27 protein-coding genes and 1 pseudogene are annotated in these 23,617 nt (G+C 61.2%); 13 read left to right on the top strand and 15 right to left on the bottom strand.

Features of this window, described 5'->3' with window-relative positions:
* The first annotated feature begins 8 nt into the window (after positions 1–8).
* Both NKF25_RS01710 and NKF25_RS01705 read left to right on the top strand, forming a co-directional pair.
* Positions 9–1,147, top strand: a pseudogene (locus NKF25_RS01710) (ABC transporter ATP-binding protein).
* On the top strand, positions 1,148–3,235 hold the full coding sequence (locus NKF25_RS01705; protein ID WP_253225013.1) for a glycosyltransferase family 39 protein: 2,088 nt from the start codon (positions 1,148–1,150) through the stop codon (positions 3,233–3,235).
* Here the strand turns inward: NKF25_RS01705 and NKF25_RS01700 are convergent.
* From NKF25_RS01700 to NKF25_RS01665, 8 genes are all read right to left on the bottom strand, one after another.
* Complete coding sequence (locus NKF25_RS01700; protein WP_253225012.1) at positions 3,203–3,910, bottom strand: dolichyl-phosphate hexose transferase; 708 nt, start codon at positions 3,908–3,910, stop codon at positions 3,203–3,205. The genes NKF25_RS01705 and NKF25_RS01700 overlap by 33 nt on opposite strands.
* Positions 3,911–3,967: 57 nt before the next feature.
* Positions 3,968–4,633, bottom strand: a complete 666-nt coding sequence (locus NKF25_RS01695) for a cytochrome c biogenesis protein CcdA (RefSeq protein WP_253225011.1) — start codon at positions 4,631–4,633, stop codon at positions 3,968–3,970.
* Positions 4,634–4,638: 5 nt separating this feature from the next.
* The gene (locus tag NKF25_RS01690; protein ID WP_253225010.1) at positions 4,639–5,160 is read right to left on the bottom strand and encodes a TlpA disulfide reductase family protein; all 522 of its coding nucleotides are present in this window, start codon (positions 5,158–5,160) and stop codon (positions 4,639–4,641) included.
* The gene (locus tag NKF25_RS01685; protein WP_253225009.1) at positions 5,157–5,828 is read right to left on the bottom strand and encodes an SCO family protein; all 672 of its coding nucleotides are present in this window, start codon (positions 5,826–5,828) and stop codon (positions 5,157–5,159) included. The genes NKF25_RS01690 and NKF25_RS01685 overlap by 4 nt, the downstream gene beginning before the upstream one ends.
* Positions 5,829–5,977: 149 nt before the next feature.
* The gene (locus tag NKF25_RS01680) at positions 5,978–6,178 is read right to left on the bottom strand and encodes a hypothetical protein (protein WP_253225008.1); all 201 of its coding nucleotides are present in this window, start codon (positions 6,176–6,178) and stop codon (positions 5,978–5,980) included.
* A 5-nt stretch (positions 6,179–6,183) separates the two neighbouring features.
* Positions 6,184–6,600: a helix-turn-helix domain-containing protein gene (locus NKF25_RS01675; protein WP_253225007.1), complete on the bottom strand. Its 417-nt coding sequence runs from the start codon at positions 6,598–6,600 to the stop codon at positions 6,184–6,186.
* Between the two features lie 235 nt (positions 6,601–6,835).
* The gene (locus NKF25_RS01670; protein WP_253225006.1) at positions 6,836–7,150 is read right to left on the bottom strand and encodes a hypothetical protein; all 315 of its coding nucleotides are present in this window, start codon (positions 7,148–7,150) and stop codon (positions 6,836–6,838) included.
* Between the two features lie 14 nt (positions 7,151–7,164).
* Positions 7,165–7,716, bottom strand: coding sequence for a DoxX family membrane protein (locus tag NKF25_RS01665; protein ID WP_253225005.1), 552 nt, complete (start codon positions 7,714–7,716; stop codon positions 7,165–7,167).
* 245 nt (positions 7,717–7,961) lie between these two features.
* On the opposite strand from NKF25_RS01665, the gene NKF25_RS01660 reads away from it, so the two are divergent.
* The 3 genes from NKF25_RS01660 to NKF25_RS01650 all read left to right on the top strand — a co-directional run bounded on the left by NKF25_RS01660 (position 7,962) and on the right by NKF25_RS01650 (position 9,403).
* Positions 7,962–8,132 (top strand): hypothetical protein, encoded by a 171-nt coding sequence (locus tag NKF25_RS01660; RefSeq protein ID WP_253225004.1) that lies wholly within the window; start codon positions 7,962–7,964, stop codon positions 8,130–8,132.
* A gap of 103 nt (positions 8,133–8,235) precedes the next feature.
* Positions 8,236–8,697: a pyridoxamine 5'-phosphate oxidase family protein gene (locus tag NKF25_RS01655; protein ID WP_253225003.1), complete on the top strand. Its 462-nt coding sequence runs from the start codon at positions 8,236–8,238 to the stop codon at positions 8,695–8,697.
* A gap of 94 nt (positions 8,698–8,791) precedes the next feature.
* Positions 8,792–9,403, top strand: a complete 612-nt coding sequence (locus NKF25_RS01650; RefSeq protein ID WP_253225002.1) for a helix-turn-helix domain-containing protein — start codon at positions 8,792–8,794, stop codon at positions 9,401–9,403.
* Between the two features lie 36 nt (positions 9,404–9,439).
* Here NKF25_RS01650 and NKF25_RS01645 read toward each other — a convergent pair whose 3' ends face one another.
* The 6 genes from NKF25_RS01645 to NKF25_RS01620 all read right to left on the bottom strand — a co-directional run bounded on the left by NKF25_RS01645 (position 9,440) and on the right by NKF25_RS01620 (position 15,055).
* A complete protein-coding gene (locus NKF25_RS01645; RefSeq protein WP_066140401.1) occupies positions 9,440–10,270 on the bottom strand; it encodes an ABC transporter permease in 831 nt (276 codons plus the stop codon).
* A complete protein-coding gene (locus NKF25_RS01640) occupies positions 10,267–11,250 on the bottom strand; it encodes an ATP-binding cassette domain-containing protein (protein ID WP_253225001.1) in 984 nt (327 codons plus the stop codon). The genes NKF25_RS01645 and NKF25_RS01640 overlap by 4 nt, the downstream gene beginning before the upstream one ends.
* 140 nt (positions 11,251–11,390) lie before the next feature.
* Complete coding sequence (locus tag NKF25_RS01635; RefSeq protein WP_253225000.1) at positions 11,391–11,807, bottom strand: helix-turn-helix domain-containing protein; 417 nt, start codon at positions 11,805–11,807, stop codon at positions 11,391–11,393.
* 111 nt (positions 11,808–11,918) lie between these two features.
* Positions 11,919–12,932: a hypothetical protein gene (locus NKF25_RS01630; protein ID WP_253224999.1), complete on the bottom strand. Its 1,014-nt coding sequence runs from the start codon at positions 12,930–12,932 to the stop codon at positions 11,919–11,921.
* Positions 12,933–13,022: 90 nt separating this feature from the next.
* Positions 13,023–13,658, bottom strand: coding sequence for a helix-turn-helix domain-containing protein (locus tag NKF25_RS01625; protein WP_253224998.1), 636 nt, complete (start codon positions 13,656–13,658; stop codon positions 13,023–13,025).
* Positions 13,659–13,891: 233 nt separating this feature from the next.
* Positions 13,892–15,055 (bottom strand): HD domain-containing protein, encoded by a 1,164-nt coding sequence (locus tag NKF25_RS01620; protein ID WP_253224997.1) that lies wholly within the window; start codon positions 15,053–15,055, stop codon positions 13,892–13,894.
* Between the two features lie 481 nt (positions 15,056–15,536).
* Between NKF25_RS01620 and NKF25_RS01615 the strand changes: the two genes are divergently transcribed.
* From NKF25_RS01615 to NKF25_RS01595, 5 genes are all read left to right on the top strand, one after another.
* The gene (locus NKF25_RS01615) at positions 15,537–16,328 is read left to right on the top strand and encodes an alpha/beta hydrolase (protein WP_253224996.1); all 792 of its coding nucleotides are present in this window, start codon (positions 15,537–15,539) and stop codon (positions 16,326–16,328) included.
* Between the two features lie 291 nt (positions 16,329–16,619).
* Positions 16,620–18,044 (top strand): AMP-binding protein, encoded by a 1,425-nt coding sequence (locus NKF25_RS01610; protein ID WP_253224995.1) that lies wholly within the window; start codon positions 16,620–16,622, stop codon positions 18,042–18,044.
* A 62-nt stretch (positions 18,045–18,106) separates the two neighbouring features.
* Positions 18,107–18,799: a type 1 glutamine amidotransferase gene (locus NKF25_RS01605; RefSeq protein ID WP_253224994.1), complete on the top strand. Its 693-nt coding sequence runs from the start codon at positions 18,107–18,109 to the stop codon at positions 18,797–18,799.
* Between the two features lie 79 nt (positions 18,800–18,878).
* Complete coding sequence (locus NKF25_RS01600) at positions 18,879–19,301, top strand: hypothetical protein (RefSeq protein ID WP_253224993.1); 423 nt, start codon at positions 18,879–18,881, stop codon at positions 19,299–19,301.
* Positions 19,302–19,439: 138 nt separating this feature from the next.
* On the top strand, positions 19,440–20,603 hold the full coding sequence (locus tag NKF25_RS01595) for an acyl-CoA dehydrogenase family protein (protein ID WP_253224992.1): 1,164 nt from the start codon (positions 19,440–19,442) through the stop codon (positions 20,601–20,603).
* A 202-nt stretch (positions 20,604–20,805) separates the two neighbouring features.
* On the opposite strand, the gene NKF25_RS01590 is transcribed toward NKF25_RS01595, so the two are convergent.
* On the bottom strand, positions 20,806–21,003 hold the full coding sequence (locus tag NKF25_RS01590; RefSeq protein WP_253224991.1) for a hypothetical protein: 198 nt from the start codon (positions 21,001–21,003) through the stop codon (positions 20,806–20,808).
* Between the two features lie 141 nt (positions 21,004–21,144).
* Between NKF25_RS01590 and NKF25_RS01585 the strand changes: the two genes are divergently transcribed.
* The 3 genes from NKF25_RS01585 (at position 21,145) to NKF25_RS01575 (ending at position 23,528) form a co-directional block, all read left to right on the top strand.
* A complete protein-coding gene (locus NKF25_RS01585; RefSeq protein WP_253224990.1) occupies positions 21,145–22,083 on the top strand; it encodes an aminoglycoside phosphotransferase family protein in 939 nt (312 codons plus the stop codon).
* Positions 22,084–22,147: 64 nt separating this feature from the next.
* The gene (locus tag NKF25_RS01580; protein ID WP_253224989.1) at positions 22,148–22,597 is read left to right on the top strand and encodes an MOSC domain-containing protein; all 450 of its coding nucleotides are present in this window, start codon (positions 22,148–22,150) and stop codon (positions 22,595–22,597) included.
* 79 nt (positions 22,598–22,676) lie between these two features.
* Positions 22,677–23,528, top strand: coding sequence for a helix-turn-helix domain-containing protein (locus NKF25_RS01575; RefSeq protein ID WP_253224988.1), 852 nt, complete (start codon positions 22,677–22,679; stop codon positions 23,526–23,528).
* Positions 23,529–23,617 lie beyond the last annotated feature (89 nt).

The raw sequence follows: 23,617 nt of genomic DNA, 5'->3' as shown, positions 1-23,617 counted from the left end.
CTCCAACGATGTCTAACCAATCGCCCAAATCGATACCCACAGATGCAGCAACCGACCGACCAGCGTACTCCGAGGAATCCCCATCGGCGTCCGTGCTGGAACTCGATGACGTGACGAAACGGTACGGGCAGGAGAACGCCGTCACCGACCTCTCACTGACCGTTCACGAGGGAGAGCTACTCACGCTCCTCGGGCCGTCCGGGTGTGGCAAGACGACGACGCTCCGCCTGATGGCCGGACTGGAGCGCCCGACCGAGGGCGTCGTCAGCCTCGATGACGAGCAGGTCGCTGGCGACGGAGCGGCTTTCGTGGAACCCGAAAGCCGCGGCGTGGGCGTCGTCTTTCAGGACTTCGCCCTCTTCCCGCATCTCTCCGTCCGCGAGAACGTCGCGTTCGGTCTGACCGATTTGGACGAGGAGGAGACGGCCAACCGCGTCGATTCGCTCCTCGAACTCGTGGACCTCGACGGGATGGGCGAACGCTCACCCGACGACCTCTCGGGTGGGCAACAACAGCGGGTAGCGCTCGCGCGCTCGCTCGCGCCCGAACCCGCAATCCTCCTGCTGGACGAACCGTTCAGCAACCTCGACGTTCGTCTGCGGATCGAGATGCGCGAGGAAGTGCGATCGATTCTGAAGGAGGCAGGCGTCACTGCGGTTTCCGTCACGCACGACCAAGAGGAAGCGCTGAGCATCTCCGACCGCGTCGCCGTGATGAACGACGGCAGGATCGAACAAGTTGGCCGTCCGGGCGACGTCTTCGAGGACCCGGAATCGCGTTTCGTGGCGTCCTTCCTCGGGCAGGCCGGGTTCCTCTCCGCACACGTCGGGGGGACCGGCATCGAAACCAAGATCGCCACGTTCGACCACGACCTTCTCCGCGGGGCTACCGACCAGTACGTCGGCGCGACCATCGACTGCTCGTCCGGCCTGATGACCTGCGTGCGACTCCCGCGAACGAGAATCACGCCAATGGGACGATCACGAAACGCCAGTACACCGGGCCGTCGTTCGTGTATCACGTCACGCTGAACAACGGCGACGAGGTGCGCTGTATGCACAACCACGCCGAGCGCTTCGCGGTCGGCGAACCGGTTTCGGTCGAACTCGTCGCGGACCACGCGCTCGCGTGGTATCCGACCGAGTAGATGACGCAGGCAGCACGGTCCCGAATACTGGCACTCGCACTCGCCGCCGCGGGCGGCGGAGTCGCGCTCGTTCTCGCGTTCGGTCTCTTTCCGTACCACACAATCAACCACGACGAAGCCGTCTACCTCGAACAAGCCAATCTCCTTTTGCATGGACAGCTCCTCCTGCATCCGCCAGTTGCGAACGCCTTCCGTCCGTGGTTTTTCGTCTCGTCTTCGCAGGGCCTCTATGCGAAGTACGCGCCATATCCCGCCGTGCTCTATGCCGTAGGGATGGCGGTCGGAATCCCCCGACTCGTACTCGGTGCCGTCGGCGCGGCCGTCGTCGGTCTCACGTATCTCGTCGGAAACGAGGTTGCCGACCGCCGGACCGGGTTGCTCGCCGCCGGATTCGTTCTCGTCTCGCCGCTGTTCGTCGTGGATACGGCCACGTTCCTCCCGTACGCGCCCGTCGCCGCGCTGAACCTCGGATTCGCCTACGCGTACTTCCGTAGCGAACGAACTGCGGAGTTGCGGTGGGCGCTGCTGGCGGGCGCACTGATCGGACTCTCCTTTTTCGCGCGGCCCTACACGGCCGTGTTGTTCGCCGCGCCGTTCGTGGCGCACGCGCTCTGGACACTGCGCCGGACACCCACGCGGGAGGTAATCGGCCGCCGCGTCGGAACCGCCGGACTCGGCGGTCTCGGGGTCGCTCTCGCACTGTTCTACAACTGGTCGATGACCGGCAATCCGCTCGTCTTTCCGTATCAAGCCTTCGCGCCGCGCGACGGTCTCGGGTTCGGCTATCACATGCTCCGCGGCTACGGCCACAACTACACGCCAAGCATCGCCTTTCGCTCCAACGCCGTCGTCGTCTGGCGGTTCGCCTCGCGCTGGGTGGCCGGAGGCCTCCTCGGGAGCGCAGTGGCCGCCATCGGTCTCGTTCACGTTCTCGGACGAACGCGAAGCGCACGAGGCAACGGGCAGTTGGAACGAAGCGACAAGCGTCGGAGTTCCGACGCTCGCTACTTCGTACTCGCCGGACTGTACCCGAGTGTCATCCTCGGAAACGTCTACTTCTGGGGGAACTTGAACCTCCTCGCACCCGACCTCGACCCGACACAAGGATTGCTCCACTACCTCGGCCCGTACTACCATTTCGCCCTGCTCGCGCCGACTGCGGTGTTTGCCGCGGTCGGCGTCCAGTGGCTCGAGGGTTGGATTCGGCCCCGTCTCGACGGCTTCGATTCCCGTGCGACCGTGGCCGTTGTGCTGGTCGCTTTCCTGCTCACCACGGCCGCGATCGGGGGCGCGCTAGCTGGCCCAATCGTGCGCAACGCCGACAACACGGCCCAGTACGGGCAGGGGTACGCCCCCTTCCGGAACGACGGCCCACCCGCGAACAGCGTCGTCTTCCTCCCGACGACGTACGGAAAGTGGCTCAATCATCCGTTCCAATCGCTTCGAAACGGTCCCGAATTCGACGCGAACACGGTGTACGCCATCGACGGCGTGAACTCGCTCGACGTGACGTCGGCCTACCCAAACCGAACCTACTACCGCTACGAGTTCCGGGGGACGTGGGTGCCGACGGACGACACGCCCGTCCACCCGGCACTCCGGCGCGTCCGCGTCACTTCGGGAACACCCATTACCGAGAAACTCACGGTTCGAATTCCGCGCGGTGCGGACTTCGCTTCTCTCCGGGTCGCCACGGGGGAGGGACACGCCTACTACGACCTGAACGCCTCGTCCGGAGTTCATACCATTACCCTCGTCGTGAACGAGACGGACGTCACCGTGAACGGGCGGGGCGTCAACCCTGCGAACGCGAGCACGAACGGACCGGTGACGGTTCCAGTGAACGCGAGCGACGACGTGACCGCGACCGTCTACATCGAAACCGCACCGAGTGTCGGATTCAGCTATGGCTCACGACTGCCCGTCGGTCTCCAAAACGGAACGCGGCGCGCACTCACGCCGTACCTCGAAGCGTGTACGGACCCGCAGACCTGCGGCAGCGGTGCGGCCTACCTCCCCGGACGCGTCCCCGACCAGTATTCGATAACTGCGACGCTACAAGGTGGCCCACGGAATCAATCGTCGTAGTCGTTCCTCGGCGCAGACGCGGAGGATCGATCCGGCGATTTCCGCGCCGCCAGAGAACGGATCGAGCGTCGTTTCGCCGCGGCGCTCGGCGTAGTCGATGGGAACTTCACGAACGTCGTACCCCCGCATCGCGGGGCGAAGCAGGAGTTCCGCGGACAACCCCGTGTTCTCCGTCCAGTCGATATCGACGAGCACGTCGCGGCGATAGGCGCGCATTCCCGTCGTTACGTCGTGAAGCCGCCGTCCGGCGAGGACGGACGCACCGAGCGCGAATGCGGCGTTTCCGAACCGGTTGACGACCGGCATGGTGTCCGCACCGTGGTAGAGACGGTCGCCGCTCACGACATCGTAGCCTTCGTTGACGTAATCGAGAAAGTCCGGAATGCGAGCCATCGGGTAGGTGTCATCACAGTCGGTGGTGACGACGACCGGACGGCTCGCGGCCGAAAGCGCCGTCGAGAGGGCGATTCCGTACCCGCGCGGCGGTTGTTCGATCACGCGTGCGCCGTGTCCGCGGGCGATCTCGGCGGTAGCGTCGCTGGAGGAATCCACGACGATTACCTCGGCGCGGTCGTCGGTCGCCGCCCCGATGGCGTCGAGGACGTGGGCGATGGCGTCCGCCTCGTTGTAGGCACCCATCACGACGCTCACGTCGCCGAGATCGTATTCGCTCATCGATTCAAGCGAGCGCTCGACAGTATTTCAGGGTTGCTAAAACCGCGTTTCCTGTGTTCAGAACGCGTCGAGCACGACGAACGAGAGATACAGTTGGCCGAGACCGGCCAGGATCATCAACCCGCCCGCGGCGCGTTCGAGGGTGTAGGAGTACTTCCCCAGTTCCCGCCACCAATCGACGCCCGCTGCCATCAGCAGCGTCACGCCGCTCAACGGGACGACGACGCCCAAGGCGTAGCTTCCGAACGAGAGGACGCGGCCCGTGAGCGGGAGCGTCAACGTCTGTGTGACGACGCCGAGGAAGACGGGTGCCACGCAACCGGCGGCGGCGAGCGCGTACCCGCCGCCGAAGAGGACGAACCCGGTGGTTGATGCGGGTCGTTCCGGCAGCGGGACGCGAATCGTCGGTTGCTTGCCGACGATCACGAGCACTCCAACGATGAGGAGGACGACCCCGGCGAGGGGTTCGAACCACTGGAGATACCGGACGAGTTCACCACCGGCGGCGATGACGGCGATACCAACGACACCGAGCGTGACGAGCGCCCCGAGCGCGGCACCCATGGCCGGAAGGAGCACCGACGAAACGGACTCCTCGTCGCGGTGTTGGAGGTAGTAACCGATGTAGCCGGGAAGCAACGGAAACGCACACGGAGCGAAAAACGTCGCGATTCCCGCGCTCGCCGCGAAGGCGATCGTCGGGAGGAGTGTCGAAGAACTCATCTTATCTATTGCTTTGCCGCCTCGATCTTTGAGCGCAGCGTATCGATGCTCGTCACACCGCGATCCGACCAGATGATGGTTCCGTCCGCATCCGCAACCGCGAGGAACGGGAGACCGCCCGCGTTCAACGAAGACATGACCTCGCTGTCCGGATCGAGACCGAGCGTCCACTGACCGTCGTGTTTCTTCCACCACGAGCGAACGTCACCCTTCGTCAGCGTCCCGCCGATTCGCTCGTTCGTTATCGAGACGAACCGGACGTCGTCACCGTACTCGTCGTGTGCTTTCGTGAGCGCCCGCATCTGCTTTGCACACGGCGAACACCACGTCGCAAAGAGGTCGATAACGGTGACGGTGTCCGAAACCGGAACCTGTACCGACCCGGATTGGGAACCCGGTGCACGCATCGTCGTGACCTGCCTCGGCAACCCGCCGTCGTTGCCCGAAAGGCCGTTCAGCGCGACCCACGCACTGCCGCCGGTAATGCCGAGTCCGGCGAGTCCGGTGAGGAGACGACGTCGGTTCATCCTCGAACTTTTTCGAGATCGTCGATTATCTGTTTCTGCGGCGGATTCTGTCCACGGTACGATCGCTCGACGTAGCCCTTTTCGTTGGCCAACAGGACGAGCGCGGAGTGGGTAAACATGTAATTGTCCTTCGATTTCTTGTGATTCTTCTCGAAGTGAACGCCGAAGTCGTCCGTGACGATGGTCCTCGCCCGTTTCTCCGACTGCGGACGAAGGAAGTGCCAGTCGTCGATGGACTGATCGATGTTCATCTGCTTCGAATATTTTTTCAACCGTTTGGCATCGTCACGCCGTGGATCGAACGAAATCGGCAGGAAGGCGACGTCCGAGGCGTATCCGTTCTGCTGTGCGTGTGTCTGGACGTTTCTGAGCGTCGAGACGAGCACCGGACAGATCGTCTTACAGTGCGTATAGATGAACGTGATGAGGCTCGGTTTGTTCACATCACGGAGCGATATTTTCTTGTCTTCGAGCGGTGCCGGAATCGTCAAATCGGGGATTTGCTGATTCCACGCGGGGTACGGAAGCTTCGAAACGTCATAATCCACGTCTGGTTTGCTCATCGTGACGTTCGGATGCGAGTCACCGCCGAACGACCCCAAACAGCCGGCCGCCGTGACCGCGATTCCTGTCGCCGAAAGTGAACGGAGATAGCCCCGTCGGTTCATAACCGAGGTTTGTAACCGGAGTATGAAAGGCAATCTGGTTCAATCATCGAAGGCCGAGCGATGAGCGTTCGAAATCGTCTCGAAGAAGTCACGTACAGCAGTAGAACCGCATGAGAGCGACTGAATCGTCGGCACCGGGCCAACGGAGTTCAGTACGTATCCGGTTCGTTGATGACGTCATCGAACTCGTGTGCCCCCGCCGTTGCGAGATAATGGGATATCGTTTCCTCCTCCCCGGATTCGTCCAATCGAATGGGGATATCGGTTTGCTGTGGTTCGGTGATCGTCGGTTGTCCGGTGATGGACTCGAACAGCGACGCGAAATGCTCGAATCGTTCGGTGCGGTTCATCACGATCAGTCCTGCATCCCGAACCCAAAGCCGGTGTGTGATTTGGGTCCCTCGTGCTGTGAGATGTGTAGTTCGAACGTCCCCTCGGGAGACATCGAGATGACCACATCCTCGACGATTCGGGCGTACTCGCTCACGTGTTTTCCGGCCCCGCTGATCCGCACCCGTTCTTCGAGTAGCCCGTCGTCCGCGAGCAGGTTGAGTTTGCGGTACGTGGTCGAGAGCGGCAATTCACATCGGTTCGAGATCTCGCTTGCCGAAAGCGCTTCGTTGCTGGTCACATCGAGAATGGCCTGACAGTCCGACGTATTGAGTACGGTGAGAAGATCCCGAACGGCGTCCTCGTTTTCGACTACCGTCCGTTGCTTCGGCGACTGCTCGAACGTTTCAACCGCACCGACGACGTTCTGTGATTGACTCATACTATTCGATCACGTGCTTGAAGGAACAATTAACAGCCACAGTACTCGGGGTAGTTTATATACTGGTGCGAATCGTCCCGTCAGCGGTGGGCTACGGACGCGCGCTTTCGCGTCCACTCGCACGTTCGCGGGGCTTTGACGTGATATGGTCGGTAGCGGGACGCTGATGGTAAGCGACTCCGGACGAAAAGCACGATTCTCCTTCGAAGCGGTCGTTGAAACTCCAGAACCGGGATCAGTGATGTCCGGTCGAGGCGCTCTGTTCGGGCGTGTGTCTCGCCTCCGGCGAAGTGATCACCGTGAACAGCTTGTAAACCGCGTACAGCATGAACACGACGAGTCCGAGGGCGATGATCGTTCCGCGAACCTCAACTGGGAACGCGGGGGTCGTGACGACCTGTCCCGCGTCGTTCGTCGTCGCAATCGCGGAGGGGTCCCCGAGGAAGGTATCGAGGAATCCTAACACGACGGTTCCGAGCAGGATGAGCCCGCCGCCGAGGACCATTGCAATCTTGTCAACGATACTGAGTTCTGAGTGTGTTGTTGTCATGTCTTGTCGCCTCCTTAGCCGAGCAGGTACCGCATCCACGTGTGGTCGTTCACGAAGTCAGTTCCCTCGATGATGGCGTCGAGTCCCCAAATTCGACCGGCGCCGAACACGATGAGCTGCATGAAGAGGAGAATCCCCAGCAACTCGCCGGTCACGTAGCCGTTGGCGAAGTCGGCACCGCCGAGATAGAAGAAGAACAACAGGAACGCGCCGAAAAACGACGCGAGGCGGGTGAGAACGCCGAAAAGCACACCGAGACCGATCAGCAGTTCACCGAGCGGAATCATGACGTTCGCGAAGACGAGGAGCCATCCCGTGTTTCCGGCCCACACGAGGAAGCCGTGAAGCCAGTCCGGTGCAGCGGTCGTACCGTGGATGAGCCATCCGCTCGCGTCGAACGATTCCGCGGGACCGTACCAGAGATTTGCGAACTTTTCGAGACCCGCGGCGGTGAACCACCAGCCGACGAGAAGGCGCGTGAGGACGATCACGTAACTCGACCACTGACCCGAGAAGTCGAACGATACCTCCCTTCCGAGGAGACTTGTGTTGACGTTTTCTACCATCTGTCTTACTCCAGTTCGAGAGACGACCGTCGATGTACCAAGTGTAGCGCTAATTACCGTTTGGTGAGAAGAATTATCGTTTGGTGAGAAGACCTCGGTTCGTTCACAGTAGCGGGCGGACACGTGATTCACATCGGATCAGGAGAGACACCGCTTCGGCCGCGTTGTACGCGGAGAACTCCAATTCTCTCGCGTTCGGAAAGAGAGGATGGTATTTATTACGGGGAAGCGTAGTAGCGAATACGATGAGTAGCGAAGGGATAGACGAGTACATCTTCGCCTGTCCGGAGTGCGGGGAAACGTTGACCGTGAACGATTCGATGAGGGTCGCCCTCATCGGAAAGGGATGTGTCATCTGCGGGAGTGCCGTCACGGCGGACGCGTTCACGGAAGCGTCGATAGCGGACTCCTCGTGATACCGCCGCATCTGTTCTTTCGTGTGCGGACGTGATTTCGTCCGAAACGGACCGCGTCACAGGCAACTATTAATGGGACTCTCTCCATTCGGCAATATAAGATATGGCTTTGGATCAGCAGGTCGAGCTATCTACAGAGGAGACGGATACAATCCTTGGCGATCACGAAACCGGCGTGCTCTCACTCGCGCGCGAGAACGATCCGTACGCCATTCCGATTTCATACGGCTACGACGTCGAGAACCGGCGGTTCTACTTACGATTGGTTTCGACACCACAGAGCGAGAAGCGGCGCTTTCTGGCGTCCGCGCCACAAGCCCGACTCGTCGTGTACGACGAAAACGGGAATCTGTATCGAAGCGTCGTCGCAACCGGAACCCTACGCGAGATTTCGCGGGACGAGTTGACCGTCGAACATATCGAACAGTACGGCGAGGCGAAACGTCCGCTGTTCGAGATTTGGGGCGAATCGAAGCAAAATCTCGATATCCAACTCTACCAACTCACGCCGGACGACTTGAGCGGCCGTCAAGTGAGAATCGATCGGGAGAGCGACGTCGAGTAGATAGTAGAACGATTGGATAGTGGAGCGGTAGTTCAAAAAAGCGCCAACGCAAACCATCCCGCAAACAGCCATGTTACCTGGAATCCGAGCAACCGTGGAGTTTCGGACGCCGGAAGGGTGTCCGCTCGCCAAACACTCGGCGTTGGCGGAAGCCACTATCCACTCGGTCGCCGTAAACGCTCGACCCTCCGACGACACGGAACTCGTAACCGAATTTTCGATGGACGCGGAGTACGATCCGGAGGGGGATATCACGCCGATCTTCTCGCACGGGTCGACGCGACGGTATCGGTTCGTCCACGAGGACGGTGTGAACTGCCCGTGTGAGTGTTTGGGTCAACATGGCTGTCCGGTCACCCGCTACGATATTCGGGAAGGGACGCTGATATTGATTTTCTACGCCGATGGCTACGACCAACTACAGGACGTTATCGCCGATCTCCGTGAGCGTTTTCCCGACGTAGACATCAAACGGTTCGTTCGTTCTCCAGCGGGGGAACGGACTCGGGATCTCGTCTTCGTGGACCGGGGAAAGCTGACGGCTCGCCAACGACAGATCCTCCGAAAAGCGTACGAGATGGGGTATTTCGAGCGCCCGCGACAGGCGAACGCGACGGAAATCGCCGAAGCGCTCGACATCAATCCCTCCACGTTCAGCGAACACCTCGCGGCAGCGGAGTCGAAAATCCTCGGCGACTTGTTCTGATCCGCTGCGGGTCGCCCTCACCCTTGTCGCCGCTCTTCAACGCGCACTGGCGCTGGTGGCGCGTCGAATCACGACCAACGCGAGTCCGGCCAAGATGAGGTCGAGGACGATGAGGACGGCAATCGAGGGGAGGATGGTGTCCCACTCCCACCCGGTGATGACGAGCGCTCGCGCCGCATCGACGCCGTAGGTGATGGGGTTGACCGCGCTGATGTACTGAATCCACTGCGGCAACCGGTCGACCGGCAGGAACGCGCTGGAGACGAACAGCAACGGGAGTTGCAGGAAGTTCACGGCGATGATGGTCGATTCAGTGTCCTCGGTCTGAATCCCGACGACGTTCGAGAGCGCCGTGAACCAAATCGAGAACAGGATGCCGATGAACATCAACGCGAGCACGCCGAGGAATCCCGTGGCGATGTTCGCTCCGAGGGCGACACCGACCACGACGACGATGATTATCTGCACGCAGATACGGGCGACTTCGGCGAGCGTCTTCCCCAGGAACACCGCACCGCGATTCATCGGTGAGACGAGCGCCTTCGCGAACATTCCTGTCTCGATGTCGTTGACCAGCCCGATACCGGAACTCGCGGCGGCGACGAGCGACACCTGAATGACGATGGCGGGCAGGAGGAAACTGATGTACTTGATGTCCTGACCGGGTCCGCCGATAGCGCCACCCGTGACCTGTCCGAACACCTGCGAGAACAGGACGAGGAAGATGAGCGGCTGGACGATGGAGGACGTGACGATGAATGGATTTCGAACCGACTTGAGCAGCCACCGCCGCATGTTCACCCACGTGTCGCCGAGGAAGCCGTTCCCGGGCGCGAGTTTGTGGTGGTTGTCCGTATCGGTGCTCATAACATCACCTCCGTGCTCGATTCGACCGCATCCTCCTCTTCGACACCTTCGCCCGTCACCGCAAGGAACACGTCGTCGAGCGTCGGTGAGCGAACGTCGAAACCGTCGATTTCCACACCCGTCTCACGAAGCGCGACGAAGTAGTCAGGAGTGTTCGTTCGAATCATCGTGGACCCAATCGAGATGCCGTTCGTCGTCTCGGTGACGACGGCGTCGTCGAACACGTCACCCGATTCCGCGATACGGGTCGCCACGTCCACGTCGGACGGCGCGAGTTCGAGTTCGAGGATGTCGCCGCCGACCTCCCGTTTGAGTTCGTCCGGGGAGCCGGTCAGGTCGATTTCGCCGTCCTTGATGAGCGAAATGCGATCACACAGTTGGTCCGCTTCCTCCAAATACTGCGTCGTGAGGAACACCGTGGTTCCCTCGCGGTTTATCTCGCGGAAGTAGTCCCAGAGGCGGTTGCGCGCCTTCGGGTCGAGTCCGGTCGTCGGTTCGTCGAGGAAAACGACCGGCGGGCGGTGGACCAGCGCGGTGACGGCGTCGAGTCGCTTTTTCATCCCACCCGAGAAGGTTTTCGCCGACTTGTCCGCGACGTCCAGCAGGTCGGCGAGGTCGAGCAGTTCGTCCGCGCGCTCGCCGCGATCGGACTTCGGGATGCCGTACGCGGCCGCCATGTACTCGACGTTCTCGCGCGCGGTCAACTCCTCGTCGATACTCGTCTCCTGTGCCATGTAGCCGACCGACCGGCGGACGCTCTTCGGGTCCTCGGCCACGTCGTAGCCGTTCACCGTCACTGCGCCGTCGGTCGGTCGCAACAGCGTGACGAGCGTTCGAATCGTCGTCGTCTTCCCGGCCCCGTTCGGCCCGAGGAAGCCGAAGAATTCACCCTCCGGAACGCGCATGTCCACGCCGTTGACGGCCTCGGTACCGTCGGGGTAGACGACGTGAACGTCCTCGGCGCGAATCGCGTCGGTCATCTCGGACCCTCCGTCCGCTCTGGTTGGAGTGTAAGGATGTGTTTCATCACGCCCTTTGCTTTCGCTTCTGTAGTCATATACTATGGAGTCAGTAGTAGTGTATCGACTACAGAATTTGTAGTAATGGAATCTTCGGTGACTCAATCGCCATCGCCGTCGAGATCGTAGACCGACGCCCACTCGTAGAGGTGGATGAAAACCGGCGCGAGACCGTTGGCGGCGTCGGTCGGTTCGTACTCGACTCGCGGCGGTATTTCGTCGTAGGAATGGCGGGTCAACAGCCCCGCGTCGGTGAGTTCCGAGAGCCGTTTGGAGAGCGTCGTCGGCGACACGTCGAGTCGGTCTTCGAGGTCGGAGAACCGAAGCGGTCCCTCGTTCAGGGAGAAGAGGTGGAGGACGGGGAGGGCGTAGGCACGGCCGAGCAGCGTGAACAGTTCCGCGACCGTCTCCTTTTGCTCGGGTTCCCCGTACTCATCGAGTTCGTCCCGATACCGTCGTCCGCGTTCGATGATCGCCTCCGCGTCCGGAATGCCGTCGTCCATACGGTCGCTACGCATTCGGTAGTCATAGCGTTCTCGGCGGAACGACGACGAACGTTCGAGCGTTGTCAAAGTTGGCCGTTCGTAAACCAACCTGGTCGCATCGAACCGCTCAAACCGTTCTTGGCATTACTCACTGACGGCGACCGAGCGAGGAAACTGATTTCTGAACTCTTCCGGCCACTCCGTCTCCAATCGGTTCCACGAGCCACCACAGTCGTCCGTCCGGAAGAATCCTCGATTCGTCGCAGCGAAAAGCCGTCCCGGTTCGTTACGACTCGCGGTCAGCGTCGGTGGCGTAAGGCCAGTCTCGTCCGGGAGTCCGGACGTGCACCGCTTCCACGAGTCGTCCCTAATTCGACGATAGATGCCGGACGAAACCGCATCGAAATCGTCCGTTTGACGAGGGGCGGTCGATGCCGATACCAGCACCACATCCGGGTCTCCGACATCGACTGCGACACTCATCAAGTACTGTTTGTCGAGACCATCGTTCGGATACTGCCACGACTCGCCGTAGTCGTGGCTTTCGGCGTATCCCCTTCCGGGGCGTTCAGCACCGTCACCAGTCGCGGCGTACAATCGTCCGGGGGCGTTAGGGTGCGTACGAAGCGTGTGCACGTCCCGGGGTGAGTCGGGAACTCTATCCGACCACGTCTGCCCTCCGTCCATGGTCCGAACCACTGCGCCCTGCTCGACACACACGTACACTCGATCAGGAACCGTCGGGTCCGGTTCTATCCAGTGAGCGTTGTGAGTCTCCGGTCGAGGCGGGTAACTCCACTCCGTTGCCGAAGGAAGCTCATCGATTCCCATCCTCTCCGTCCACGTGTCACCGCCGTCGTCCGACCGGTAGAGTTTGGTCGGTTCGATTCCCGCCCAAATTCGATTCTCCGTATCGATTGCGAGCGCTGTTATCCGGCGAGAATCTATTTCTTCCCCGATAGCCACCCACGAACCTCCCGAATCCGAACTTCGAAAGAGACCGTCGTTCAACGTGCCGACGTAAATCCCGGAACCGGACGGGTCGGTAGCAACACAGAGCGGGGAGGTGTGTTCGAGGTAGCGGGTGAACTGCCACTTTCCGTTCCGTCGTGTGATTTCGATTACGCACTCCTCCATCGTCGCAAGGTACGAGGTCATACTTCCCACTTCACGAGATGATGGATTGGACACGACGGCGAACATGTTCTTCCTCTCCGAACATGTTCGACTATACGAGAACTGCTGGTTTCACGACGTTTGCTGCGAACTGTACCGGCCGAAGAAGTGTCGTATGATCTTCCCTTCTGCTCGATGGAGAACCACGCTCGCGGTGGATTTGCTCACGTCGAGGTCCGTCGCGAGTTCGGTCAACGAATACGTGCGTGGATGATCGTAATACCCTCGCTCTATCGCTTCGAGAACGAACCGTTGCTGTTGCTTGGTGAGTAAGTCTTCGGAGTCCTCTGACTGCACTATCGATTCGAGTTCGTACCGAATCGCTGCGTCGTCCAGCACATCACCGAGCGAGGACAGAAGAGAATGTGAGGTGAGCAACTCACAGAGTATCCACCCATCACGAAGCACGAGCGGGTACTGTACGAGGTTGCCGGAAGAGATGACGAGTCGATAAAACTCCGGTGTCGGAACGTCGATTTTCAGCAGGATCGACCGTTCGTGCACGCTCAAAATGTCGAACGCGGATATTTCGTTCGCAACGAACTGGAAGAAGGGTTCGACGCGGGATAACTCGACACCGACCAGTAACGACGACGTTTCCTCGGAGTGATGGCCGGAAAGTATCCAGAGCTCCTCGTCTCCGAATTGGGTAGACAGTTCCCGCAGGGGACCGGGAACGAGTTCTACGTTCAGTCGAACGCGAGCCATACGGACAGAACGGCGTTTATCGTCTATATATTCTGCCGCTGATTCAGCACCGGCCACGCCGGACAACGCCGTGTCCACCGACCGACCCGAACTCGGCATCCCAGATTTCATATCGCAAAATACGATTTATTTTCCGAATAGTGCGTAACTCCCTCGTCCGACGAGAACCATTCAGCGACGCCACAAAATTGCCGAAATCGGGCTCTGACCGAAATCCGGCCGGGAACGACGAGTCAAGAATCCAATCCGAGAACCGATTTCGCCGCGCGTTCCACGTCGTCCGTCGCCGCTTCCGGCGCGTACACGCCCAACCGCCACTGCGTTCGCTGTGACTCCTGCAATCCCTGCACCAATGGGGACTGGTCGGCCAGCCGCCTGATTTCGCCGTTGACGACCACTCGACTCGACGATTCGGGCATGCTCGGTTCGCCGAGCGTGTCGAGCAGGACGTGTTCGGGTTCGACCCCGGCCTTCGCGGCGATGTCGCGCTCGAACTTCCGAACCGACTCGTGGCTCGCCGTCACGACGTCGTCCGGGACCGCCCCCCATTCGGCCCACACCGCGCGTTTGAACAGGTTTCGTTCGGCGATTCGGTTCGCGATTGCCGCCGTCTCCTCGCAGTTTCGGAGCGCCGCGAGCAGTTCGGCGTCGGTGAATCGCTGGAATCTCTCGGACGATATCTCCGTCGAATCCAGCAGTCGCTCGCTCGTCCGTTCCAGCATCGCACCAGCGATTCGGGAGACGTGGTGGCGGTAGACGGTGGCGTTCATCAACGCGCGGGCGACGAGGAGGCTTTCCGCGGTCTGGACGTTTCCGTCCGCCAGCACGAGATTGCCGTCCGCGAACCGGAGTGCGCTGAGCAGGCGACCGTAATCCACGGTGCCGTAGGGAACGCCGGTGTGGTGAGCGTCACGCACGAGGTAGTCCATTCGATCAACGTCGAGTTCGCCCGCCACGAGTTGACCGAGTTCTCCCTCGCCAGCGACGAGCGCGGCGATTTCCTTCGGATTCAGGTCGTAGCGTTCGAGCACCGCGGCCAGTTCCCCGTGATCGAGCAGGTCCCCGACTTCGTCGTGATGTCTGTCCAGTCGCCGCTCGATGATGCCCTCGGTCTGGTGGCCGTAGGGGCCGTGCCCCACGTCGTGAAGCAAGGCCGCGGCTTGCACCGCCGTCGCTCGGCGGTCGTCGATTCCGAGGCGGTCCACAGCCTGTCCCGCGAGGTGGGTGACGCCGATGCTGTGTTCGAACCGCGTGTGGTTCGCCGACGGATACACCAACCGAACCGTACTCAACTGCTTGATGTGTCGCAGTCGCTGGACGGGTGCCGTGTCCAGCAACGCCGCCGCGACCGCCGGGAGTTCCACGTAGTCGTGAACGCTATCCTTGATCGCCTGCATGAGGGATGGAAGTTTTTTGGGAAACGGTAAAGCATCTGGTTTTTTCGGCGGCGAGTAGGATGGAGAAGGGATTTTGGCTCCGATTTGGTCCGTCTCGGCCAGTTCGTCCGGCCGAGTGGCGCGAGGGATGACGAGCGTCAGCGAGGAATCGGCTGGGGAGGTTCGTGGTGCGTTGCGGTATGGTGAGGCTCGGTTACTGAAATCCCAGCTACCCAACCGCACCGATTCGTAGCGAGTTCAGTCGGAGCGTTGCTCTGACGACGTCACGCGAGCACTGCGAGCGTGACCAAGAGGGTGCTTTCGGGGTCTGCTTCCTAGCAACTTGGTTGCTGTCGAAGTCGGACACGATACCACCAGACATCCAGCACATGTCCGTAGAAAACAGTAAAGGAGAGTCGATTATAGGGATAACCAACACCTATCTCTCGTCGCGTTCGAAACGGACGATTTGAAACGCACGAACCACCTACACTCGACAGAGATGCCTTTCGCGGAACACGATGGAACTTCGATCTACTACGAGACGGACGGGTCTTCGAAACACGATACGGTGGCGTTCGTGGGTGATGCGGCCTACGGCGCATGGCAGTGGGGGTGGCAACACGCCGCCGTCACCGGGCCGTTCGAGTCGCTGGTGTGGGACCACCGCGGGACGGGAAAGTCCGACGCGCCCGACGGCCCGTATTCGGTCGCGGAGATGGCGGGTGATTTGGATGCGGTGCTGGCCGACCACGGCGTCAGAAAAGCCCACCTCGTCGGTGCCGGACTGGGTGGGATGGTCGCGCTCCACTACGCGAAGGAGTTCTCGCGCGCGAAGACGCTGACGCTCATCGGCACGGCGGCGGACGGGTCCTCCCTCACGCCGGACGTTCGGGACAGCCTGCTGGCCGAAAAGACGCCCGACGCGCTTCACGAGTCGCTCCGACCGGCCGTGAGCGAGGAAGCGTTCGCGGCCGGACTGGAGGACGTGATGGAGTGGCGGCTCGCGGACGACGCCTCCCTCCCCGCTCAGCGTTCCCAGTTCGCGGCGCTGGAGGCGTTCGACGTGAGCGACGAACTGTACGAAATCACGACGCCAGCACTCGTTTGTCACGGCACCGACGACCGAGTGATCCCCGTGGAGGCCGGAAAGAAACTGGCCGATGGACTGCCACGCGGCGAGTTGGTGACGTTCGAGGACGCGCCACACCTCGTTCATGTCGAGCACTTGAAGGCGGTCAACGACGCACTGCTCGACTTCCTCGCCCGACACGCTGACGAGACGTTCGACTAACCGGTACGCGTCGAACCGAACCCGTTGCTACCGATCCCAAACTATTCGATCCGACACTCGTCGCACGTCCCGTCTTCGATATAAACCGAGAGTACCTGCTTTCCGCACTCATCACACTCGACGAGGACGTCCTCCGTATCGGTTTCACTATCCTGTGTCATTTTGTCCGTGAATGACATTGTAGGACTTGCTTATTAACCTATTTTATATGGTTCTGACACATACATGATAGGTTCGAGAAACATCGCTTCGACCCCGAACTGCTAACCCCTCTCGCGTCGCAGAGGGGGTATGTCGCTCGCATCGAAGCGACACGCCGATCGCTGGGGAGATCGGACGGCGATCGTGGACGGGGACGAGCGGGTTTCCTATGCCGAACTGGCAGCGCGCGTCGAGACGGCAGCGGGCCGACTCACTGCGCTCGAAGTCGGACACGGGGATAGGGTAGCTCTCGTCTCCAGAAATCGCGTCGAAGTCCTGGTTTTCCTGTTCGCCGTCCATCGCGTCGGCGGCGTGTTCGCACCCGTTTCACATCACTTGACACCGGCTACCGTCTCGGAACCGATGGCGCAAATCGATCCCGACCTCGTGCTGTTCGAGTCGGCACAGCGCGATCTCGTTCGGCAGTTCGACGCCCGTTCGTTCGAGGAGTTCGACCGCGTGACGCCGAGTGACGTCCAATCGGTCGAGTGGGATGGAAGCCGAAAAGACGAGTTGGACACCGCCCTGCTGGTTCACACCGAGGATGGAACACGAGTCGTCAGTCTGTCGAACCGGGCGGTGGAATGGAACTGTCGCGCGGCCACCGCTGGCTGGGGACTCGGCAGAAACGACTGTACACTCACCGTACGCCCGCTGTCGCTCCCGGATTGTTTGCTCGGCTTCGCACTCCCGCTCCTCACGGTCGGCGGCCGAGTCGTGCTCCGACGTGCGTTCGACCCGGCGGACGCGTTGTTCGCGATCGAGAGCCACGGCGTGACCTGTATGGAGGGCGGCCCGACCGAGTTCCGCGAACTGGTCGACGAAGGGTCGCTGACGAACCGCTCGTCGCTCGACTGGGCGGCGACCCGCGGCCACGTGCCGCCGGACGTGCGCGAAGCGTTCCCGGTTCCACTGCTCCGCGTCTACGGCCACCCGGAGACGGGCCCGAACGTCCTCCGCGAGTCGTCGGGATCGAAAGGGACGCTCTATCCGTTTCCGAGCTATGCGGTTCGAATCGGAGACGGGGCGAAAACGGACGAGGAGATCGGTGAACTGTTCGTCAGCGGTCCGGCGACGGCCAGCGGGTCCCTCGACGGCGAGGCGTTCGGCGAGTGGGTGCCGACGGGCGACGTGTTTCGACGTGGACCGAAGGACTCGGAGGGTTCGAACGAGTCGAACGGCTACGTCCTCGTCGCGGACGACGAAGCCATCGAAAGTGGAGCGGAACCGATCCATCCCTGGGCAGTCGAGACGGTGCTCGAATCACATCCGGACGTTCGCGCGGCGGGCATCGTCGAAACCGTCGCGGAGACTGGAGGGATAGCACCGAAGGCACTCGTCGTCGGGGACGTTTCGCCGGGTGAACTCAGGGAGTTCGCGGAGGAACGACTCGCGGCGCACGAAGTGCCACGATCCATCGAATCGGTCCCGTCGCTTCCTCGGCATTCGAGCGGCGAACTCGACCGGGGTGAGCTACGCCGACGGTTTGGGACGTGGAACTCCGAGGGCGGGTAGACAGCGGCGAAATCCCCGCTAACGAAACGCATTTGAGGGATCGAGTTGCTATCTGTAGGCGAATGAGTCGGCTCCGAATCGCATTTTTGAACGCCGCACACGGCGATACGAACACGCGGCGAAACTTCCGTCGCGAACTCGACGCGGACCTCGTCGAGTTCGACGCGACCGAACGCCACCTTCCCGACAGTTTCGACTTCGACGCGGCCGTCATCTCCGGGTCGCGCGCGTCGGTGTACTGGGACGAAGATTGGATTTCACCCCTGAAATCGTGGGTGGACGACGCCATCGAGACCGGAATGCCGATGCTCGGCATCTGCTACGGCCATCAACTGCTGGCCGACGTTCTCGGCGGCGACGTTCGTGATATGGGCGAGTACGAAATCGGCTACCGAATCGTCGAGCACACCGGCGAATCGGTGCTGTTCGAGGGAATCGACCGCGAGTTTACCGCGTTCACGACCCACTCGGACGAAGTCGCGGAACTCCCGCCAGGTGCGACGTCCATCGCGGAAAACGAATACTCGAACCACGGCTTCCGAAAGGGGGACGTGTTCGGACTCCAGTTCCATCCCGAGTACGATACCGACACCGCCGAGGAGGTCACGCGGGGCAAGGACCTCGCGGAGGAACGCCTTCAGAAGGTCTTGGACGGGATCAACGAGGAGAACTTCACGGCAGCCTGCGAGACGAAGCTCGTCTTCGAGAACTTCACGGAGTACGTTCGTGACGTGCAGGAACCCGCCGCCGACTGAGCTTCATTATCGATAGGGAGATAAATAGCCTGAATACTGAACCACCAGAGTAACCCTCGTCCGCCGTGTGTTAGTCCATATGGCAGACCAGACGACAAACGATGACGGTGGTTCTTCACGCGCCACCGCCTCGCCAGCGGGGCCGAGTACGGACGTCCCACCGCTTTCACAGGACGCCCTCTTCGACGCCCTCGCGTCCCGTCGAAGTCGCTACATCCTTCACAATCTGCGGTCGGAGGACGCGCCGGTCACCCTCGACACCATCGTAGACACCGTCGCTGCATGGGAGATGGACAAATCCATCGACCTCGTCTCCGACGAACACCGTCGCAACGTCCTCATGTCACTCCAGCACACCCAACTGCCGAAACTGGCGATGGCTGGGCTCGTCCAGTACGACGAGGAACGCGGTCTCATCGACAAAGGGATTCACGCCGACCAAGCCGACGCCTACCTCGACATCGCCGTCGCACGGGATGACGCGGTGCCGACGCCGGAATAATGCCATTTTGCGGATGACGTATTCCGTTCATAGCAACGCGTACGGTCGAACGTCGGTCAACAGCCTCGGCACCGTTTATTTCCGTCGTGCTTCCCCGGAGTAGGAGGGCTTTTTAGCCTCCCCTCCGGAGAGTTTTGCATGCTCGATTACGTGGAATTGGAGGCCGACCTCGGACAGGAAGAACGGATGGTTCGGGACACCGCCCGCGAGTTCGTGGAGGAGCACGTCAAACCGGACATCGGCGATCACTTCGAGGCGGGAACGTTTCCGGAGGAGATCATCCCCGAGATGGGCGAACTCGGCTTCTACGCGCCGAACCTCGACGGCTACGGCCTGCCGAACCTGAGCGAGACGGCCTACGGCCTACTGATGCAGGAACTCGAAGCCTGTGACTCCGGCCTGCGCTCGATGGCGAGCGTGCAGGGCGCGCTCGTGATGTACCCCATCCACGCCTATGGGTCCGAGGCCCAGAAGGACCGTTGGCTCCCCGACCTCGGCGAGGGGAAAGCGGTCGGTTGTTTCGGCCTGACGGAACCCGAACACGGGTCGAACCCGTCGAGAATGGAAACCTACGCCGAAAAGGAGGGCGACGAGTACGTCCTCAACGGCTCGAAGACGTGGATCACCAACTCCCCGATTTCGGACGTGGCGGTCGTCTGGGCGCGTGACCGCTCGGCCGAGGACTCGCCAGTTCGCGGCTTCCTCGTGGAGACCGACCGCGACGGCGTGACGACGAACAAGATCGGCGACAAACTCTCGCTCCGTGCGTCCATCACGGGCGAAATCAGCCTCCAGAACGTCACGATTCCCGAGGATTCCGTCCTCCCCGGCGTCACCGGGATGAAGGGACCGCTCTCCTGTCTCACGCAGGCCCGCTACGGCATCGCGTGGGGGGCGATCGGCGCGGCCCGCGACTGCTTCGAAACGGCCCGCGACTACGCGACCGAACGCGACCAGTTCGGCGGCCCCATCGCCCGGTTCCAACTCCAGCAGGACAAACTGGCCGAGATGGCGACCCAAATCACGACGAGCCAACTGCTGGTTCACCGCCTCGCCGAGTTGAAAGAGCGCGGCGACCTCCGTCCACAACACGTCTCGATGGCCAAACGCAACAACGTCCGGATGGCCCGCGACCAGGCCCGCGTCGCCCGCGAGATGCTCGGCGGCAACGGCATCACCACCGACTACCCGCCGATGCGCCACATGGCGAACATGGAAACGGTGTACACCTACGAGGGCACCCACGACATTCACACGCTGGTTCTGGGACAGGATCTCACCGGCATCGCCGCCTTCGAGTAGTACCTTTTTACTTCGGGTCCTCCTCGATGCGCTTCGCGCATCTCGTCGAACCGCTCGCAAAAATCTACGCTAAAAAGGCCGACGGCTCACTTCGTTTCGCCGTCGGTGAACCGCGCTCACTGTGTTCGCGCGGATGCTTGATTCCGAAGTTTGGTTGGTTTCTGGATAGGCGACTTTTTCGACGGTCGAGATCGCCCACCGTTCACCACGCGTCCTGCCGTTGTAGATAGAGAAACAGCAGGCCGACGATGAAGAAGGCGGCGAGAAACACGATGGTTCCTCCAATCGAAGTAGCGAGCGTTTGAAGTTCACCATCTCCGGTCATCAGCCACTCGAAAACCATCAACAGGAGGACCAGACCGAATACCGTCCGAAAGTCCGCCAACGTGAGTTCGGTCACGGGTCGAACAGTAGTTGGAAAAGTATTAAGTTGACCGACATTCATTTTTGAGCTGTCCATTTTTCGGTCGGAGCGACAGCGCCCGCGCACGAATCGGACTGCTCGCCTCGACCGGTCGTCGCACGTCACGCGACGAACATCATGCAAGAAGACGAACGAGACGTACGCGATGTACGTGAAAGACTCGTATCGCACGCAGAACAGTACGAAGTCGTCCGGAAGCTACACGACATACCGCCACACGTCACGCACGAGGTTCGGGTGGATGGAAAGCGAGCGGTCTGCAAACGGGCACGGAGTTCGGACGGTAATCCAGCCGTCGAAGCCGAGGTCATCCGTCACGTCGCAAGGAATACGTCGATTCCGGTCCCCGAGATTCTGGGAGTGGGTAGTGACTATTTCATCGCCGAATGGCACGACGAAGTGCCGGAGGAGACGGGCGTGGACGAGGAACGCGCCCGAGCCATGGGTGCCGGACTGGCGACGCTCCACGACGAAACGGCCTTCGAGGCGACGGGGTTCCTTCGGAACGACGACGGTGACCTCGCACTCGACGCCGACGAGACGTGGCACGGGACCGTCTGTGAGTTTCTCGCGTCCCGGCGCGAGTTCGTCGAACCGTTCGGCTACGGTGACGTGGCAACCGACGCGCTCGAATTCGTCCGGAAGAATCCGGGTCTGTTCGACGGGGCGGGCGACCCGGTCCTCTGTCACGGCAACTTCCTTCCGGAACACGTGGGAACCGACGGTGACGAGGTGACGTGTGTCATCGACTTCGAACACGCTATCGTCGCCCCGGGGGAGTACGACTACTGGCGGACGGCGCTTCCGATTTTTACGGGACCGAGCGGGACGAACGACGCGCTGGCCGAGGCCTTTCGTACCGGCTACGAATCGGTTCGTTCGTTACCGGCGGGATTCGACCGACGGCGGGAACTCTACTGGATGGTGAACGCCGTCTCCTATTTCCGGTCGCTCTTCCTCCAGCGCCAGCAGACCGGGCAAGAAGCGGCTCGGACCGCTCGCGGGTTCCGGGAGTACGTCTACGAGACTATCGACTCCTTGGAGACGAAGCCGTAGCGAGCGCTCGCGGGAGCATCCTCGTCTACCACGAATTTATACTGTCAGCACGCAATCAGCGTGCATGGACGGAATCGGCGAAATCGAGGCGATTCACATCGCGGACGAGTCGGCGGCGGAGACGGACGAAGTCGATGCGGTCGAAGCGGTAGCGGGGTCGGGACTCCGCGGCGACCGTCACTTCGACCCCGATACGTCCGGCGACGACATCACGCTCATCGAAACCGAAGCGCTCGACGCCATCGAGGCGGAGACCGGAATCGCGCTCGGACCCGGGGAACACCGTCGCAACGTGACGACGCGCAACGCCGCGCTGAATCACCTCGTCGGGAAGCGGTTCCGCGTCGGCGACGCGATTTGCGAGGGCGTCGAACTCTGTGAACCCTGCTCGCATCTGGAGTCGCTGACCGAAAAGGGAACGCTCGCGGCGCTCGTCCACCGCGGCGGGCTTCGCGCCAGTATCGTCGAATCCGGCGAAATTCGCGTCGGCGACGGCGTGACGCAGTTGTCGTGAAATCGGTTACGTGGATGGGGTGAGGACTGGACGGGGTAGTGTTGAAAAGTATTTCACGCGCCCGGACCGATGACGGGGCATGGACGCGGACGAGCGAGAGGTGTCCCCGGAGCAAGCGTTCTCACTGCTCGGAAACGACACCCGTATCGGAATCATTCAGGCCCTCTGGAAGGCGGACGAACCGCTGTCGTTTTCCGACCTCCACGACCGAGTCGAAATCCGTGACAGCGGGCAGTTCAACTACCATCTGAACAAACTCGTCGGCCTGTTCGTCCGGCAGGTGGACGGGAAGTACGAACTCACGTTTGCGGGGTCACAAGTCATCGGCGCGATTCTCTCGGGGACCTACACACAGCGTGCCGAGACGGAGCGGTTCGAACTCGACGCCAACTGCCCGGATTGCGGGACGGAACTGACCGCGACGTACGAGGAGGAACGTGTCACGATTCGCTGTGAAACGTGCGACGAGGATCGATCGACGTTCGGGTTACCACCGGGAGCGTTCGAGGGACGCGACGAGTCGGAGTTACAGAGGACGTTCGAGCGCTGGCTCCTCAACGTTTTTTCGCTCATGGCGGACGGCGTCTGTCTTCGGTGTTCCGGGAAGACTATCGGGTCGCTCATCACCGAGTCGGAGTATTTCTACAGCGACCAAGAGGTCGGCATCGAATTCGTCTGCGAGCGCTGTGGGGACCGCGCATCCGGCAATCTCGGGACGTATCTCCTCCGACATCCGGCGGTGGTCGCGTTCCACTACGACCACGGTATCGACCTCACCAAAGCGACCGTCTGGGAACTCGAATGGCTCAGCGGGGATAACGAACGTCTCGTCTCGGAAGACCCGCTCGTTGCCGAATGCATCGTCACACTCGACGGCGACGAACTCACGCTGACCGTGGACGAGGAACTCGCCGTTCACGTCGGGGAGTGACAATCATCTTACAGAACTCAGTTTCGGATATTTCCGCAACAGAACTGTATTTCTGGAATCATATATCTCGCTCCCCCTCCAGTTTCGTT

It is taken from the genome of Haladaptatus sp. AB643 (assembly GCF_024136975.1).
Lineage (GTDB): Archaea > Halobacteriota > Halobacteria > Halobacteriales > Haladaptataceae > Haladaptatus.
This window is presented reverse-complemented; position numbering and strand designations above follow the sequence as displayed.

Bases quoted from the DNA above. Each gene is read 5' to 3' on its own strand.
- NKF25_RS01610 (WP_253224995.1), top strand. From the start codon at position 16,620: ATGTCGCTCGCATCGAAGCGACACGCCGATCGCTGGGGAGATCGGACG.
- NKF25_RS01685 (WP_253225009.1), bottom strand. From the start codon at position 5,828: ATGAACCGACGGGGCTATCTCCGTTCACTTTCGGCGACAGGAATCGCG.
- NKF25_RS01600 (WP_253224993.1), top strand. From the start codon at position 18,879: ATGGCAGACCAGACGACAAACGATGACGGTGGTTCTTCACGCGCCACC.
- NKF25_RS01575 (WP_253224988.1), top strand. From the start codon at position 22,677: ATGGACGCGGACGAGCGAGAGGTGTCCCCGGAGCAAGCGTTCTCACTG.
- NKF25_RS01680 (WP_253225008.1), bottom strand. From the start codon at position 6,178: ATGAACCGCACCGAACGATTCGAGCATTTCGCGTCGCTGTTCGAGTCC.
- NKF25_RS01700 (WP_253225012.1), bottom strand. From the start codon at position 3,910: ATGAGCGAATACGATCTCGGCGACGTGAGCGTCGTGATGGGTGCCTAC.
- NKF25_RS01675 (WP_253225007.1), bottom strand. From the start codon at position 6,600: ATGAGTCAATCACAGAACGTCGTCGGTGCGGTTGAAACGTTCGAGCAG.
- NKF25_RS01625 (WP_253224998.1), bottom strand. From the start codon at position 13,658: ATGGCTCGCGTTCGACTGAACGTAGAACTCGTTCCCGGTCCCCTGCGG.
- NKF25_RS01695 (WP_253225011.1), bottom strand. From the start codon at position 4,633: ATGAGTTCTTCGACACTCCTCCCGACGATCGCCTTCGCGGCGAGCGCG.
- NKF25_RS01640 (WP_253225001.1), bottom strand. From the start codon at position 11,250: ATGACCGACGCGATTCGCGCCGAGGACGTTCACGTCGTCTACCCCGAC.
- NKF25_RS01620 (WP_253224997.1), bottom strand. From the start codon at position 15,055: ATGCAGGCGATCAAGGATAGCGTTCACGACTACGTGGAACTCCCGGCG.
- NKF25_RS01645 (WP_066140401.1), bottom strand. From the start codon at position 10,270: ATGAGCACCGATACGGACAACCACCACAAACTCGCGCCCGGGAACGGC.
- NKF25_RS01690 (WP_253225010.1), bottom strand. From the start codon at position 5,160: ATGAACCGACGTCGTCTCCTCACCGGACTCGCCGGACTCGGCATTACC.
- NKF25_RS01705 (WP_253225013.1), top strand. From the start codon at position 1,148: ATGACGCAGGCAGCACGGTCCCGAATACTGGCACTCGCACTCGCCGCC.
- NKF25_RS01630 (WP_253224999.1), bottom strand. From the start codon at position 12,932: ATGACCTCGTACCTTGCGACGATGGAGGAGTGCGTAATCGAAATCACA.
- NKF25_RS01670 (WP_253225006.1), bottom strand. From the start codon at position 7,150: ATGACAACAACACACTCAGAACTCAGTATCGTTGACAAGATTGCAATG.
- NKF25_RS01595 (WP_253224992.1), top strand. From the start codon at position 19,440: ATGCTCGATTACGTGGAATTGGAGGCCGACCTCGGACAGGAAGAACGG.
- NKF25_RS01605 (WP_253224994.1), top strand. From the start codon at position 18,107: ATGAGTCGGCTCCGAATCGCATTTTTGAACGCCGCACACGGCGATACG.
- NKF25_RS01655 (WP_253225003.1), top strand. From the start codon at position 8,236: ATGGCTTTGGATCAGCAGGTCGAGCTATCTACAGAGGAGACGGATACA.
- NKF25_RS01585 (WP_253224990.1), top strand. From the start codon at position 21,145: ATGCAAGAAGACGAACGAGACGTACGCGATGTACGTGAAAGACTCGTA.
- NKF25_RS01615 (WP_253224996.1), top strand. From the start codon at position 15,537: ATGCCTTTCGCGGAACACGATGGAACTTCGATCTACTACGAGACGGAC.
- NKF25_RS01665 (WP_253225005.1), bottom strand. From the start codon at position 7,716: ATGGTAGAAAACGTCAACACAAGTCTCCTCGGAAGGGAGGTATCGTTC.
- NKF25_RS01580 (WP_253224989.1), top strand. From the start codon at position 22,148: ATGGACGGAATCGGCGAAATCGAGGCGATTCACATCGCGGACGAGTCG.
- NKF25_RS01660 (WP_253225004.1), top strand. From the start codon at position 7,962: ATGAGTAGCGAAGGGATAGACGAGTACATCTTCGCCTGTCCGGAGTGC.
- NKF25_RS01635 (WP_253225000.1), bottom strand. From the start codon at position 11,807: ATGCGTAGCGACCGTATGGACGACGGCATTCCGGACGCGGAGGCGATC.